Source organism: Pseudarthrobacter sp. SSS035 (assembly GCF_023273875.1).
GTDB lineage: Bacteria > Actinomycetota > Actinomycetes > Actinomycetales > Micrococcaceae > Arthrobacter.
The window spans coordinates 4906352-4920403 of sequence record NZ_CP096882.1; the positions used below are offsets into that span (position 1 = coordinate 4906352).

The 14052-nt window shown below is 60.1% G+C and carries 16 protein-coding genes; 5 read left to right on the top strand and 11 right to left on the bottom strand.

Features of this window, described 5'->3' with window-relative positions; genetic code table 11:
* Positions 1-2 precede the first annotated feature (2 nt).
* From MUN23_RS22835 to MUN23_RS22855, 5 genes are all read right to left on the bottom strand, one after another.
* Complete coding sequence (locus tag MUN23_RS22835; RefSeq protein WP_248761345.1) at positions 3-920, bottom strand: hypothetical protein; 918 nt, start codon at positions 918-920, stop codon at positions 3-5.
* A gap of 586 nt (positions 921-1506) precedes the next feature.
* Complete coding sequence (locus MUN23_RS22840) at positions 1507-2139, bottom strand: NYN domain-containing protein (protein WP_248761347.1); 633 nt, start codon at positions 2137-2139, stop codon at positions 1507-1509.
* Between the two features lie 745 nt (positions 2140-2884).
* Positions 2885-3601 (bottom strand): SOS response-associated peptidase, encoded by a 717-nt coding sequence (locus tag MUN23_RS22845; RefSeq protein WP_256468675.1) that lies wholly within the window; start codon positions 3599-3601, stop codon positions 2885-2887.
* Between the two features lie 36 nt (positions 3602-3637).
* Entirely contained in the window at positions 3638-4612 is a 975-nt protein-coding gene (locus MUN23_RS22850) for a DUF559 domain-containing protein (RefSeq protein ID WP_248761351.1), read from the bottom strand.
* Between the two features lie 577 nt (positions 4613-5189).
* Complete coding sequence (locus MUN23_RS22855) at positions 5190-5372, bottom strand: hypothetical protein (RefSeq protein WP_248761353.1); 183 nt, start codon at positions 5370-5372, stop codon at positions 5190-5192.
* Between the two features lie 76 nt (positions 5373-5448).
* On the opposite strand from MUN23_RS22855, the gene MUN23_RS22860 reads away from it, so the two are divergent.
* Complete coding sequence (locus tag MUN23_RS22860; RefSeq protein ID WP_248761354.1) at positions 5449-6303, top strand: helix-turn-helix domain-containing protein; 855 nt, start codon at positions 5449-5451, stop codon at positions 6301-6303.
* 313 nt (positions 6304-6616) lie between these two features.
* On the top strand, positions 6617-7213 hold the full coding sequence (locus MUN23_RS22865) for a recombinase family protein (protein WP_248761356.1): 597 nt from the start codon (positions 6617-6619) through the stop codon (positions 7211-7213).
* Between the two features lie 270 nt (positions 7214-7483).
* On the opposite strand, the gene MUN23_RS22870 is transcribed toward MUN23_RS22865, so the two are convergent.
* The 4 genes from MUN23_RS22870 to MUN23_RS22885 all read right to left on the bottom strand — a co-directional run bounded on the left by MUN23_RS22870 (position 7484) and on the right by MUN23_RS22885 (position 9493).
* Positions 7484-7708, bottom strand: coding sequence for a hypothetical protein (locus MUN23_RS22870; protein WP_248761357.1), 225 nt, complete (start codon positions 7706-7708; stop codon positions 7484-7486).
* Positions 7709-7904: 196 nt separating this feature from the next.
* Positions 7905-8180: a hypothetical protein gene (locus MUN23_RS22875; RefSeq protein ID WP_248761359.1), complete on the bottom strand. Its 276-nt coding sequence runs from the start codon at positions 8178-8180 to the stop codon at positions 7905-7907.
* 171 nt (positions 8181-8351) lie between these two features.
* Positions 8352-8819 carry a hypothetical protein gene (locus tag MUN23_RS22880; RefSeq protein WP_248761361.1) on the bottom strand — a complete coding sequence of 156 codons (468 nt, stop codon included), beginning with the start codon at positions 8817-8819 and terminating at the stop codon, positions 8352-8354.
* A gap of 68 nt (positions 8820-8887) precedes the next feature.
* Positions 8888-9493, bottom strand: a complete 606-nt coding sequence (locus MUN23_RS22885) for a DNA-binding protein (RefSeq protein ID WP_248761362.1) — start codon at positions 9491-9493, stop codon at positions 8888-8890.
* A gap of 325 nt (positions 9494-9818) precedes the next feature.
* Here MUN23_RS22885 and MUN23_RS22890 point away from each other — a divergent pair, with 325 nt between their 5' ends.
* From MUN23_RS22890 to MUN23_RS22900, 3 genes are all read left to right on the top strand, one after another.
* Positions 9819-9965, top strand: a complete 147-nt coding sequence (locus MUN23_RS22890) for a hypothetical protein (protein WP_248761363.1) — start codon at positions 9819-9821, stop codon at positions 9963-9965.
* Between the two features lie 5 nt (positions 9966-9970).
* The gene (locus MUN23_RS22895; protein WP_248761364.1) at positions 9971-10642 is read left to right on the top strand and encodes a Helicase associated domain protein; all 672 of its coding nucleotides are present in this window, start codon (positions 9971-9973) and stop codon (positions 10640-10642) included.
* Positions 10643-10775: 133 nt separating this feature from the next.
* Positions 10776-11942: an ATP-binding protein gene (locus tag MUN23_RS22900; protein WP_248761365.1), complete on the top strand. Its 1167-nt coding sequence runs from the start codon at positions 10776-10778 to the stop codon at positions 11940-11942.
* A 267-nt stretch (positions 11943-12209) separates the two neighbouring features.
* Here the strand turns inward: MUN23_RS22900 and MUN23_RS22905 are convergent, their stop codons facing one another.
* Together MUN23_RS22905 and MUN23_RS22910 are read right to left on the bottom strand one after the other, a co-directional pair.
* Positions 12210-12905, bottom strand: a complete 696-nt coding sequence (locus MUN23_RS22905) for a hypothetical protein (protein ID WP_248761366.1) — start codon at positions 12903-12905, stop codon at positions 12210-12212.
* Positions 12902-13873, bottom strand: coding sequence for a ParA family protein (locus MUN23_RS22910; RefSeq protein WP_248761367.1), 972 nt, complete (start codon positions 13871-13873; stop codon positions 12902-12904). The genes MUN23_RS22905 and MUN23_RS22910 overlap by 4 nt, the downstream gene beginning before the upstream one ends.
* Between the last annotated feature and the right edge of the window lie 179 nt (positions 13874-14052).

The window sequence follows — 14052 nt, forward strand, 5'->3', positions numbered from 1 at the left end:
CTCTACGCGAGCGGGAGGTCGAAAAATGCCCCGACAGCCTGCACAAGACCATCAGCGGCGAGGTTGGACGAAACACCGCCGGCCAGGGCGTAGCCGCCCATTCGGAGACGTGAAATGAAGCCCCTGGTCTCGTCGCCTGGCTTCGATCCGTCAGCCGTGACGGCCGCACGTAGGTCCTCCACGGCCTCCGTCTGCAACCCCAGCTCCACGGCCGCTTTGATCAGAGAATCAATATCGCCCTTGTTGACTGCTGCCTTCTGCCGGATATCTGAACCGGCGGCGATGTTGTTGCCGTCACCGTTGATGGTGAAATTGAAATTGTTGGTCACCATTTTGATCTCCGGATCTGCTGTCGTCGGCCCATTCGGTTCACCCGCTCTGGGAGAAACCTGTTCCAGTTCCAAAGCAAACTGTAGGGCGGTAGTGCGCACAGAATCGATGATCCCGCGTATAGCGTTCTGTGAGATCGTTTGCTTTGCCGAGATAAGCTCCATCAGATAAAAACCTGTGCCACCCTTTTTCTCTGCCACGAGTCGGCCGTACTCGTGGACGATAAAGGGGTCCCAACTCATGTTGGGACTACCCTCGCTACCGCTCAACACTTCTAGATCCGCAATGGGTTGACGGATTGTCATCCGAAACCAGCCTTTGACAAAGTCTTCCGGGATGCCCACCTCAGACACCGTGTTCGTGATGTGGCCACGTGGGCCGAACCAGGTGCCGGTGACCTGAGTCCTAAATGGTCCTCTGTAGGTGGGCACTGTGCCATCCGATTTGTAGCCGAATAGCTCCCGTTGTGCCCAACCACCCAGGTTCTCGGCTCGCAGCCTGTAGGCAACCGTCTGAACCTTCCTGAGCAGGTTTGAGGTCGTAAAAGCGTCGTCGCTGGCAGCGTCGATGATCTCGGTGAGCTTGGTCATCCGCCAATTCTGCACCAGCACCGCATATGCACGATGACACCACACGTTCAATCTGAGGGTGATGACATGGTATGGAGGCGGAGCACGGGCACGGCGATGACAGTGATGAGGGTCTGGCCGGTGGTTCCGGAGAAGAACATGGAGACGTGCAGGGTTTGTCTGTCTGCGCAGCGCTGGCCTTGCCGGGATCCGGAGACGCGCCGGCTGCTCTATGTCACGCATGCCACCTGGGCGGCCCGCAAGGGGAGCAGGTGAAGGAGTCCCCGCGGCTGTGCGCCTTGCTGGAAGGCTGGGTGGGCTTGCCCAACGACGACCAACGGCCCGGCGGTGCTACCGCACCAGGGTTTTCCACTACCTTGGTACCGGCGCACCAGCTGGAACTCCCCTAATCGGGCTGGTCGGGGTGGGCGACAGATGGCACGCCGGCTATCAATGACTTGACCTACGCAAAAGGCCTTCTGGGTGCGGCAAAGATTTGACAGCTGCCCTCTACCGCGACAGTATTGACGCATAACCCCAGTTTGCTTCGGCAGCTGGCCGCGGGACCCCTTCGGGGGTCTCTGCTTTTTAACCAGACTTCGCGCCTCTACCAGTCTGTGGGCTTGGTGATCTTGCCATGGGCATCAGTTACGACATCTGGGAACTGGTTAGCCTGAAGGGCTCCAACACGAATGTCCCTGATGAAATCGGGCTTGCACCTCATCAGGGACTTGCTGACCTTCTCATACGTCTTGGCGATACCTATGTGCTTGCCGAGAAGGTTTTTCGTCATCCGAAGTGGTTCGGTGAGGTCGGAATCGTTGCTGACCACCAAGTAAACGTCGGCATCATCCCGGAAAGCGTCCATCATGAGGTGGGCCGCAAGGTTCACATCAGATCCCTTTTCTTCAGTCTTGATGACTTCGACCGTGCGGGGTACGGCATTGGGGTCAGCCAACGCCATCCGCACGTTGTGGACCGTGTACTGCCCGAAGTGGATGGATACTTTCGGCAGGGTCGCCAGCGCGCGCAGATAAGCGTTCTGACGTGCGGGGGCCTGTAGGTCGCTGGGGCGGGCCTTCACTCGGGCCGTGAAGTACTTGATGCGCTTAACCTCGTACCCAGGCATGAGGTCTTCAAAGAGACCCTGAACGTCCAGCCATTTGTACGATTGGCCCTTCAGCTTGCCGTAGTAAAGATTGAAGCCATCGATGTAGACGTTCACGGTGGGATTTGCCATAGGTCGATGCTAGCCGGAAGACCTGACTTGTCCCCTCAGTGCTGCTAGACGACTCCCCCGGACCGTCCCACGTCCTTGCCTGTGGGACTCATTGGCCGGAACGGTGCCGACCTAAGCTCGATGGGCGAGTGTGTCGACGTCCAACTAGATAAGTGGCAACCGTTGCCAGAATTGGCACCAGTAGAAACGTGAAAAACCCGCTCCCCCCGCTGATGAATCCGCCAACGTTGATATAGCCAGATATGCCAATCCACCAGCAAAGAAGTGCAAAGAACCCAGTACTCACGAAAAGGGCACCCCGAAAGTCCTTGCGTTCAATAAAAATCAAGCGATCTTGCTGGTCCGTCATACCAACTCCCCCTGACCGTCACTCGCTGAGTATCTGACATTCAGGACAGCACGGATCCGTGATTTTGGCGAGGCTCTGCATCCTGCCAGAGTCATACGGTCCGGCTACGGTCTCCCTGTCCCACATCCTTGGACCTAGGACACCTCCGCGTGCACTCCCATGGTCGTCAGGGCTTGGCCTGCCCGCCGGCATCCCTTACGAGCACTCGGAGCCAGGGCGCCTAGCGGAGAGGCTTCAGCCAGGCTAGTCCTTACGGATGGCTATGAGGGTTTTGCCGTCTTCCAGAAGCGCGTAGAGGTTTTCCCGCGCTTCCTCATAGGTGTTGCCTTCGGCCTCAATGTGTCCGTAACTGCCGTCCGGGTTAGTGATGGTCCCGATGAGTATTACCGCCTGGGCCTATGGGGCAGTAGGCTCGGCGGGCTCAATGAGCTCCGGGCCATTGTTACGCACGCTGTTCACCCCGGGACTGACAATCCGCGGTGTCAGGGTCGGTTCCGGCAAAGAGTCCAGCAGGTGCTGGATGCCGTCCTTGTCGGTCAGGTCCGGGTCCAGCCATTCAGCAAACCGGTCCCGCGGGATGATCACTGGGGAACGGTCATGGACGTGCCCCAAGGCGTCCTGCGTTGTGGTGGTAAGAACGGTGCAGGTGAGCAGCCAGCGACCAGGGTCGTCCTCGGGCAGCGACGGATCAGCCCACCACTCGTACAGGCCAGCGAAACCCAGCAAAGGCTCGTTCTCGGAGTACAGATAGTTCGGGATCTTTTTCCCGTCCTCAGTCTTCTGCCACTCGTAATAACCATCCGCAGGGACGATCGCACGCCGCTTCACCGCGGCCTTCCGAAAGGACGGCTTCTCCAAAATGCTCTCGCTGCGGGCGTTAATAAGCTTAGAGCCGATCTTGATGTCCTTCGCCCATGATGGCACCAGGCCCCAGCGGGCAATAAGCAGATGCCGATCGATGGTGCCCTCATCCAAACGTTCGGCAACAATCGGCACACTTTGAGTGGGTGCCACATTCCAGCTCGGCGGGGGCGGACTCCCCTCAATCTCTTTAGCCTCAAAGTGGCTCAAAAGGTCGCCGGTGGCCTTGGACATCACATATCTACCGCACATGAGGCCATTCTGCCCCGCAGCCGCGGCAGAAGTGCTTTAAGCAGGCGTTCCAGATTTGTCGAGTTCGGCCGAGGGATTCAACGGCGATCGACGCAGTAGTTGGATTTCCTGGTACGCGCCATGCTTTCCTGTCCGTTGTCCAACGGCAGCAATTTGCCAGCCACGTTCGACGGCCTCTGGGTGCAGCTCAGTTTGAACATCCCTGCCCGCGCATATTGCAGTCTCTGTAAAGGCGTCTACGCCGACTATGTTGGCAGTGAACTCCCCCGCCGAAGCACCGAGATGGAACTTGGGGTGAACTCGGATAGTTGATGCCTGTTCTCCAATGAACAGCTCGTCACCCCAGGGAAACCTAGACTTGGGCACAAAATCTGTGTCTGACATTTCTCCCAAAATGTCCTGTAGCGCAGTGCGCCATTGTCTTCTTGGCAGCTCATCCAAACCCAGCGGACAGATGAACCTTGGTGCTTCCCAGCCTTCGGCGATGGCCAAGTAACTCCCGTGCTCCATTGCTACCATGCGCTCCACGCGCCCAGAGTCCAGCTGCCACGAGACGTAGAAGCCGTTTTCGTAGTACTTGTGTTCAGCAATGGCACCCAATCGAGACTTCTGCCGAACCACGGTTGGGGCTTTCTTCCTGATCCTTCGAATAATGCCAGGACGGCCTTCTACTGCGTCAGAAACAGCTGATGCTAGGGCCTCGATTGCTTCGTTCGTAACGCTTTCAGATTCGGCTAGGACATCATGCTTTCCAATGGAGCCAAGCCCACCGAGCCGCAGACGCACCACCTGCCATCCGGCGCCGGCGAGCAGTTGGTTACGCGTGTTGTCATCCTTTTCCTTGCCTGCATGGGTGCGCGCGGGATCGACTTCCACACATACCTTGGTCTTGGAGATCAGGATGTCCGGGGTAAGGATGGGAAAATTGTTGCGCTGTGGCTCATGGCCGCACTGAATCGCGCTCCGCCCCTTGTGAACGGTGAATCCAGCGGCGACGAGTTTCTCTCTCACTCGCTGCTCGGTCTGAGAAGTCGTGAGATTCCGTGACTGGATTACCGTGCCAATTGGATGTTTAGGAGTGGTTACCGTTTTCCTCGCAGCAAAGGAAGCACTCCGGCATGGGCGACACATGGCCATGTTTTCGGCGCCGGGTTTGGCAATGACTTCGTGTCCGCACTCCAGGCGCACCCAACCGTGCATTTGCTCACCCAAGCAGGTAAGGCATGCCCGTGAGCCACCGCCCTGTCGGCGCCAACCTGATGGCGCTCCACACTGAACCACTGCTGACTCAATAAAATTGTGCCCCTGACCGCAAATCCAACGCACCTTCACTGGCGATGAGGCTGGAATGTCGTTTGGGCCGAATAGATTTTCGTCATCCCACATGTCCAGAACTTCCTCATGCCTTGCTGCGACCGTTGTTTCGGGCTTAGGTGCCCGTCGAGCAAGGCCCAACCCTGTCCGCTCTTCCGGCGTAAGTACCGGCCAATCCTCAAGTGCCTTCACAACGGCCCCCATTTGAAGTTCTTCTCGCACAGTCCCTGTTTGAAGGAGCGTAGATGAGGGGTCAGACAAATGCGGAGCCCTCCTACCTCGGCTTGAAAAAGCCAAGGAGTGGGGCCACGACGCCGTAGATGATCTTGGCGTTACCAACAATTGAGTTGACGGCCACCTTCATGCGATCCGCCCTTGCAGCCATTTGCTCGGATTCCTCTGCCAGAACTTCGGCGGCTGTAACGACATCATCTAGGAATTTTCGCTTCATGTTCACTTTCTTTCTCCTATGGGTGCGTCGGGACTCGGGATCGAGAGGACGCCCATGGTAAATTACACAGAGTCTTTGTGTTGTGAAATCGAAGATACACGATTTACAAGGAGTTTGTGAAGTGAAATCTGGGACCAGTTCGGCAGTAGCCTTCGGTAGCGTGTTGCAGGCTGCGCGGAAACGTTTGCCAAAGAACCAAGCCGACGTCGCTGCCTCTTTCAATCCCAAGCTGTCCGTCGCCGCTGTCTCCATGGCCGAGAGCGGGAACCGTCCTCCCAAGACCGAGGCGGCTATTCGCGGTTACGCGGATGCGCTAGAACTCGACGCCGATGCCCTGCTCGAATTCTGGTGGGCCTTGCTGGGGATGATCGAGGAGGATAGGGCCGAGGGGCATCCGGTTCGCCGATGGTGGCAAGAGCTACAGGCAAGTCCTTCAACGCAAATTGACCAGCAACGAGCTGAGGAGTGGGCTAAAGAGTGGGATGGTGAGGGAGCGGCTCTGGACGATGACAGGTATGTCCCTCCGCTGGAGACCTTTGTGTTTTCAGAAGAAATCTGCAAAATCCTAGGGCGCCTGCTGGGCGACACCTGGCAGATTGACTATAAAGTCCAGATGGGCCTCCGCGACCCTGTAGATCCGTGGCCAGCGGCACTAAAGATCGAACTGCGGTCAGTTCCAAAGGAGGGCGATGTGGGGAGGGGCGAAGAACTGCTGGCTTCCTTCGCCTGCCCTGAACCCGTGACGCGACCCATCTCGGCCGATGCGGCCATACGACCCAATGGCGACGCCATGTCGCCAGATGTGGCATGGATTCTCTCATCGGTAGAGGCAATGCCTGTCCGGGAACGAGCAGCCGTGGCCGGATTCATCCACGGACTGCGGGAGGGAGCTAGCCTCTTCTCCGAAGCCCGGCTGCCCCCTCAATCTGCCCGATAGGCGTCAATCAACGGGCGCAAGAATTTGAATGCCTACCTAGTGCCTCGCGTCGTCTTCGACCGCCAGGAGGACCAAGAGCTTATGTCAGCGAGTATGAGCTACTCCGCGTACGCGTGTTGTCCGCGCTGAACCTGTGATCCCCAATGCTTTCCAAGGGTGTCCCAGTTCCTTGGTTGTGGGACAGCCTCGGTGGGACACTCCCCCACTGATGTGGATCCGCGGCATGCTGCGTAACCTGACTGTCCCGTAAGTTATCCCAAAACGCCCGCCATAATCACCCGTCACAGGTACAACTTTCGGTACGGTTCCAGGCATGGACATTGGATACGCGCGGGTATCAACGGCGAAACAGGACCTGGCCCGGCAACTGGACGCTCTGGCGGCCGCCGGCATTAACAACGCACACATCTTCGTGGACAAGAAGTCAGGGGCCACCACAGACCGCCCAGGGCTCCAGGACGCGCTCAGGCATGCTCGGGCCGGCGACGTCATCGTGGTGCACACCCTGGACCGGCTTGGCCGCACAGTCCGGGACACCCTGAACATGGTCCACGAGCTCCGAGAGCGGGGCGTGGGTGTCCGGACGCTGGCTGATCCCCTGGCCGTGGACACCACAGAGCCTGACAGTCCGATGGCGCAACTGGCGTTTGTCATGCTGGCCCTGTTCGGGCAGATGGAGCGGACGTACGCGGCCGAGCGTGCTTCACATGCGCGGGCGGTGGCCACGGCCAGCGGCCGGCGCACCGGGCGGCCGTCCGTGGTTGATCCTGGCAAGCTCGAACACGCCGCCCTGCTCCGGGCCAACGGTTCCTCCATCCGGGAGATAACCACAAAGACGGGCTTGAAACGCACGACGCTGTACCGGCACCTGCCGCCGCGCCCTAGCGGCCCAGACAATACACACAGCTAGAAGCCGAGATCGAAAGTCTGCACAGCAACCCATTGGCGCCAGAAACGTGCAATGGGGTTTCGTGCAACGATTCCGCGCACCCCGTAGCGGGCGTGTCGTGGCACCGGCGCCCAGCGAACGGGATCCGCCGTTATCGGTCACGCCGCAGATAGGTTTCGGGGATGGGTACTGTGGGGTGCCGTCACCCCACCGGGGCGGGGCCCAGCCCCCGCCCCAGGCGCCAAAGCGAGCTGGAAGAAAACCGCCATTCTGAACTGACAGCCCCTGGGCTCACTGGGAGAGGTCCGCCAGGACGGCCTTCGCCATCATGTCGCGGATTTCTTTCTTGGAGAATCCTGCCTTGCGCATGCGCTTGTGCCACAGGGTGAAGGAGAGGTGCCGAACGAGCGACTTGCCTGCGCCACTCTTGGCGAAGAGAGACAGGACAACAGCCAGCACAGGGAGGACAACGCTCACACCTATGCGAACGATCTCGGCGATCGTGCTGAGTTCCATGGCCACTCCCTCGTCCAACGGACCCAAGACACACCTGTGGTGTCTTAGCCATTGTGAGAGGTCCGCGACGGGGACGTAGATCAAGGATGAGCCATGGAAGCTGTGGGGTCAAGAGCATCCGTGCAGACGACTTCTAAAAATGACGGCACGGGTGCGGAGCGCACGGAATCCGCAGTTTGCGGGCGCTTCCGTGAGCCTAGATGAGATTAATGATCGGCACGTCCTTGGGACTACGAGTCGTGCCGCCTGTTGCCAGGTTGACCACGGTGAAGCCTTGATCGCGCAGTTTAGCCACGACGGCATAGGTGGCCAGCTGGTGAACCCCAGTCCAGCCATCCTCCCAACCATTTGGGGCCGGCCTTTCCAGCGTGGAGTCCTCACGACGCCAGGCGTTTAGGACCCGAACTCTCTTGTTTGCGCTTGGGGGAAACTGGGCTTGGGCGGACTTCAGAATCTCGTCGTTTGATGACATGGGATAAACGGTAGGCGCCGCATGCCGATAAACCTACGTTTCGCCACGCCCAGTCCAGACCGTTCAACGGTAAATAGCGGCGGTTTCCATACGTCCAGACGCAAAACACAAGGCAACTACAGCGCCGATGGTCTTGACGGTCGGTTGTTGGGCGTGCCAGCACGGAGAGAATCAGGGATTCAGATGCAGGGGGGTGTCCCATCGCTCGTAGCCCTCATCAACTGAGCCTTGCGAATATAGTGTGCTGCGCTTCGGGATCTTCCTTCGGAGCCTGTCCAACACGCCATGTTCCTTGTACACAATGGTGATTGTTTCAACGCTGCTGGAAGGCCTTACGGAGACGAGTTCCGTGTCCCCCCTCCGATACACCTTCATAGGGAAGCCGGCGGCACTTGCGACTCCAAACTGGAGCCCAGAGCACATCTGTCCATACTCAAATCGCCGTATCTGCGCAGGCTTTCGGTGGATGCGCTCCAGCCTCCAGTAACCTCCGCCGACGGCCGTGAACGTCCAAGGCGACTCCATGCCGACTTGGCGCCAGTCGAGATAGGCCACTGCCAGGGCAATTAGGGCGATCCCCGTTCCGAAGATGCTCACAATCAGCGCCCACAGGGCGAGAATGTCTCCAGTTTCCGTCATAGTTCAAGCCTTTCCCAACCTAGTGTTCGTCGAGAGCCTTCGAATACGGCGAGAACGATTTTTTCTTCTTAGGCACCGGGGGCCTTCGTCTCCGGGGCGACGCGTTGCAGCAAGGCGTTGTGTACCTTCTCCAGGGTGGTGCTGCGTGCCTCGGCGCTAGCGAGCTTCTTCTCCGCCTCCGCGGCCGCCCCGGCGGCGGCGCGTTCTGCTGCCCGTGAGTCTTCGAGCTCAGCGCCCCTGGCGGCCAGCTGCTGCTCCAAGGCCTGCGCCTTGGACTCCAGGGCGGTGACGCGGGCCTGAAAGTCAGCGGTCGCGGTTTCTCTCTCTGCGGCTGCCCTGTCCAGGTCCGCCACGAGCTCGGCGATTTCCAGGTCTTTGTCTTTGCGTTCCTGCGCCCAGGCCGCTTCTACGGCGGCGTGCCGGTCGGCCGCCTGGGTGGAGGCCTCGGCCCAGCAGGCAGCGGCGAGCCGGGTCGCTTGTTCGAGCAGGGCCGGCGGTGTCGCGGCGACCTGTCCGCCGGCGGCGAGCTTCTCCTCTGACCATTCCTTCAGGTAGCGGGTGGCGTCCGCGTTGCTGACGCCGGCTGCGGCGCGGACCGTGGAGACGGTCGGTCGGCGCTCTGCGCTGATCTGCTCGGCGGCGGCAAACACGCGGTCTTTCACACTCGACGTCATGGCGTCTTCTCCCAAGTAGTAGTAGGAGTAGTAACGATACTACTCCTACTACTACTTTTCAAGGGTTTAGAACGGCGGTTCAGAATCGGGTCCGCTCCCCCAGCCCCCGGGCACCGCTGGTCGCCGGGGCCACCCGGGCACCGGCCGGCGCGGGCCGTCGTGGACGTAACCGTGTGGCGGGTGGCATGAGCCGGCAATCCGCTCACGAACGCTGGTCCAACAAAGAATGACCTGCAGGGCCCTTCCGCTACGGTACCAACCGGGGGGGGTATCAGGGGGTGGATGACCCATGCTCGGAACCGGCAGAGTCAACTAGGCTGATCCGGTGGAAATCACCGGAACGATCCAAATGGCCGACGGCAGCACCGACCACATCACCGCCCAGGGCGACACTTACGACAACGCCAAGGCTGTACTTGAGGCCGCCCTCCCCGAAGGCACGAAGCTGATCGCCATCCGCAAGGACAGCTGACCACGATGCCCGAACACAGGACAGCGCCGCACCCGGAGTGGGTCCAGATGTACCGGCAAGGCCTCACCACCGCCAAAATCGCCGCCACAGCAGGCATCGGCCAAAGCACCGTCCGCTACCACCTGGCCATCGCCGCCGCCGCCGAACCCTCCATCAGGGACGACCACCGCAACGCAACCCGCACCGCGCCGGCCACCCGCATCACCGCCGACGGGCTGCGGAACCTCGACGACACCCTCGCCCTGTACCGGGCCGAGGGCCGACTCCCCTCGAGCAGTTCCCCCTCCGCGCGGGAGCGCGCCCTGGCCATGTGGCTGGTCAGACGACGCCAGGACCACGACCAGGGAAGCCTCTCCCCCACCTACAGCGAAGGCCTGCAGGAAATCCCCGGCTGGGAACAACGGACCCGCAAAGACAACGACGAAAAACGTTGGAACCAACGCCTGATCGAGCTCACCGACTACATGGGCACCGGGAACGACTGGCCCCGCCACAAAAAAACAGACACCGAACAAGAACGACTCCTGGGCATGTGGCTGCACATCCAGCGCATGAAGTACCGCCGCAACGAACTGGACCAGGACAAAGAAGAACAGCTGAACACACTCCTGCGTGGCTGGCGGGACGGCAGGACCCGCGGCCGACCGCCCGGCTCCCCAAACATCCCACGCGGCTGAACGGCTGCGGCGGCCCTTGAGCTGCACCGCGGTTCCCCGTCGGTCCACTTGATTGCTAGCTATATCTACTGATATCTATCGTTTTGCTACACTTGCATATATTTCAGTAGATCTTCCTAGAGATGAGACTCGCTTGGATCCCGTATCGAATCCCTACTCGCCCGGAGCCGGCCGGAAACCCGCGGCCCTGGTCGGTCGCGACCAACCGCGCAGGGATTGGCAGATTGCAATCGAACGTGTTGAATCCGGCAGAACGGCCCAGCCCTTCGTTCTCTACGGGCTAAGAGGCGTGGGCAAGACAGTTCTACTCTCGGACTTCCGCCGCTCCGCGAGTGAGCGAGACTGGCTCGTCGCACAGGTCGAAGCCGGCGCCGGCAAGTCCCTTCGCGAGGCGCTAGGAGAAGCCCTTCACGCACCACTTGCCGATCTGGCACGCCCCTCGGCCGGAAGCCGACTACTCAAGGCGCTAAAAACAGCCGTCAGTTTCAAAGCCTCCTACGACCAGAGCGGAACCTGGAACTTCGGCCTGGACCTGGACGGGGCCTCAGGCGGAGGAGCGGACACCGGCGTCCTCGAAACAGATCTCCGCAAACTCATCCACGACCTGGCCTTGGCCGCAGAGGAGGAGAGCGTCGGCCTGGCGATCCTGATTGACGAAGCCCAGGACCTCAATCCGGCCGAACTCGTGGCACTCTGCGCCATCGCCCACGCCGCCGCGCAAGACGACTGGCGCGTCCTCTTCGCGTTTGCCGGACTGCCGAGCCTGCCCAGGGTCCTCGCCGAAGCGAAGTCATACGCCGAACGGTTCAATTACGAGAAGATCGAGGAACTCCGCGGCACCGTCGCCTCCGAAGCCCTGACGAAACCGGCAAGCGAGGATGGGGTCGAATGGGAGGACTCCGCCGTCGCCCTGATCGTCGACGAAAGCGCAGGCTATCCGTACTTCCTGCAGCAATTCGGACAAGACACATGGAACGCCGCAACGGGTGTGAAAATCACCTTCGACGATGCCCGCGTTGGTGCCGCCAATGGCCGGGCATCCCTGGACAGCGGCTTCTTCCGCGCCCGCTGGGACCGGGCAACCCGAGCCGAACAGAACTACCTCAGGGCCATGGCCGAAGACGACGACAAAGGCAGCTCATCCGGCGAAATAGCAGTACGGCTGGGACGAGGGCCGGCCAGTTTCGGCCCGATCCGGGCGAACCTGATCGCGAAGGGCCTGGTCTACGCCCCAGAACATGGAGTCATCGCATTCACCGTTCCTGGAATGGCCGCGTTCATCAAACGCCAACCCAAGTGAGCGTAGTAGTCCGGGAATCGCAGGGCGGGTACGCGCTCGGCTCAGGCCTCCGTCATCCGAGCGGTCAAAACGTCCGTCCCACGTTCTCGCCGACTTTGATTCAGGCAATGAGTTCTGACTGTCTAATCCGGTGCTTAGTACCGGATTAGACAGTCCTTGCCGCGGATTGGTATCAAAGGGTCGTTTCTGACATCGACACCCCGAGCGACTGGGGACGCTGCAATCTAAGCCTCATGGTCGGTTCGCGACCGATGCTGCACCGGACCGTTACTCCTTGTTCTGGTGACCCCTATAAGCGGTGAGAACTCCAACGAAGAACGCGTTCCTGTTATCAGCCGTCCACGTGCGAGCCAGACTGATGATCACCCGCATGTGGTCTCTGCGGAATCGCAGCGGCCTGGTCTCCGGCTCGACTGAACCACGAGGAAGTTTGGGTATAGCAGGCGCCCGCCCAAAGATGTCATTGGCGGGAATCTGGCTGTCATTCGGAGCAAAAATCTGTCCGAACCGATTCTCGGCTGCGACCCAGCTGATCGCGTTCAAGACAATTCCCGGATACGAGATCCCTGTGCTGTCATGGTGCTCCCCCAGCCACTGGTTCAGGTCCTTGGGAAGGTAGAGAGTGACGTGACCGGAATGTTCCTCTTCGGCGGGTTCGATCTTGACCGGGGCTGTGACATCGAAAGCTGGCGCCAACCGGTCCACTGCCTGTGCCGGTGAAGCCGCTACAGGCGTATTCGATGCTGGTGCTTCAGCAGGATCCGCACCCTCAGGCGCAGGCTCCGACGCAGCCACGAGCACCGCCGGGGCTTCAAGTGTTTCAGGTGCAGGCTCAGGCGTTGTTTCGAGAAAGTGCTCGACTGGAGCCTCTTCAACTGCGGCAGGCACAGGTTGCAGCACACGCTTTTTAAGGCCGCTGAGGGCGCTGAGATCCATCTTTCCCGGGCTGGAGGGCAGGCTCATTTGGCGGCTACCTCAAGACTCTCGTCAAGCACTTCCTCCTGGGCTTGGAGCTCCTGGACGATCTGCTCGGTCAGTCGCATGTAATCCTCGGCCAGGTTGCCTGCCGACTGCGCGATGCGGGGTTCATCCGAGCTCTTCCCCTTGTTACGCAGCCGCTCCCAGAACGGTGACTGAGTCGCTGCCCTGGCGGCCAGCTCGTGTGCAGCGAGACCACGGAAGCTGGCGTCTGCGTCAGCTGCAACAACGTCTCGGATACTGCCTTCGAACACGGGCGCGATGCCGTCCAGGGACTCCTCGAGCAGTGTGCGGGCCTGTTTGTCCACGTTCCTAGCGTTAGTGGGAATGCCAAAGAGGATGACCCCGAGCAGCGACACTGCTGGATTGTCATTCTGGACACTAAGGATGCGACGGGCCAGTGACTCAAGGCCGCGAATAGACTTCGGCTCAGGCTTCACGGGCGCAAGAATCCAACGGGAGGCCAACATCGCTTCCTCAATGGCGGTCCAACCGGCCTCTGATGGCGGGGTGTCGATCAGGACGATGTCGTAGTTCGGGGCAATCTTTGCCAAGGTCCGTGCCACTCCCCCACGCATCTTGCCCTGGCGGGATGCATCTCCCTGGAAGGTGTCCATGAGCTGCGCTGTGTGGTTGCCGCCGGCCAGGACATCCAGGCCCGGCCGCACATCCTTGATTGGCACTGGGATCTTGTCGTACCGGACTGCAATGTCCAGTGCTTCACCGCGATCGTACCGGTCATCGTTGATGATGCCCAGGTTGGTAGACGTGTCGCCCTGGGAGTCCAGGTCGACGACGAGCACCTTGTAACCGGCTTCAGCGAGAAGAGCAGCGAGATTGGTGGTCACGGTCGTCTTGCCGACGCCGCCTTTGCCATTGGAGATGCAGATGGTGCGTCGCGACGCCAGTTGAACGGCGGGCGACAACGTGTGCGAGGTAGTTGCCGTATCCATAGTGCACATCCTAAGTGCGACCGGTGCAGTGCAGCGGCATATTTACTGTCGTGTCGAAGCACAGCACTAGTGCACTTACTTTGCACTAGTTAATCAGTAGCTATGCAGTTGAAACAAAGTAATGGCACATTAGCATCGCACCTTATTCGCGCTAGCTTAGCTAGCGCTCCACAAGTATG

Excerpts from the sequence above, each read along its gene's own strand:
- MUN23_RS22880 (WP_248761361.1), bottom strand. The coding sequence starts at position 8,819 with ATGACGGAAACTGGAGACATTCTCGCCCTGTGGGCGCTGATTGTGAGC.
- MUN23_RS22845 (WP_256468675.1), bottom strand. The coding sequence starts at position 3,601 with ATGTGCGGTAGATATGTGATGTCCAAGGCCACCGGCGACCTTTTGAGC.
- MUN23_RS22865 (WP_248761356.1), top strand. The coding sequence starts at position 6,617 with ATGGACATTGGATACGCGCGGGTATCAACGGCGAAACAGGACCTGGCC.
- MUN23_RS22875 (WP_248761359.1), bottom strand. The coding sequence starts at position 8,180 with ATGTCATCAAACGACGAGATTCTGAAGTCCGCCCAAGCCCAGTTTCCC.
- MUN23_RS22905 (WP_248761366.1), bottom strand. The coding sequence starts at position 12,905 with ATGAGCCTGCCCTCCAGCCCGGGAAAGATGGATCTCAGCGCCCTCAGC.
- MUN23_RS22885 (WP_248761362.1), bottom strand. The coding sequence starts at position 9,493 with ATGACGTCGAGTGTGAAAGACCGCGTGTTTGCCGCCGCCGAGCAGATC.
- MUN23_RS22895 (WP_248761364.1), top strand. The coding sequence starts at position 9,971 with ATGCCCGAACACAGGACAGCGCCGCACCCGGAGTGGGTCCAGATGTAC.
- MUN23_RS22910 (WP_248761367.1), bottom strand. The coding sequence starts at position 13,873 with ATGGATACGGCAACTACCTCGCACACGTTGTCGCCCGCCGTTCAACTG.
- MUN23_RS22835 (WP_248761345.1), bottom strand. The coding sequence starts at position 920 with ATGACCAAGCTCACCGAGATCATCGACGCTGCCAGCGACGACGCTTTT.
- MUN23_RS22870 (WP_248761357.1), bottom strand. The coding sequence starts at position 7,708 with ATGGAACTCAGCACGATCGCCGAGATCGTTCGCATAGGTGTGAGCGTT.
- MUN23_RS22840 (WP_248761347.1), bottom strand. The coding sequence starts at position 2,139 with ATGGCAAATCCCACCGTGAACGTCTACATCGATGGCTTCAATCTTTAC.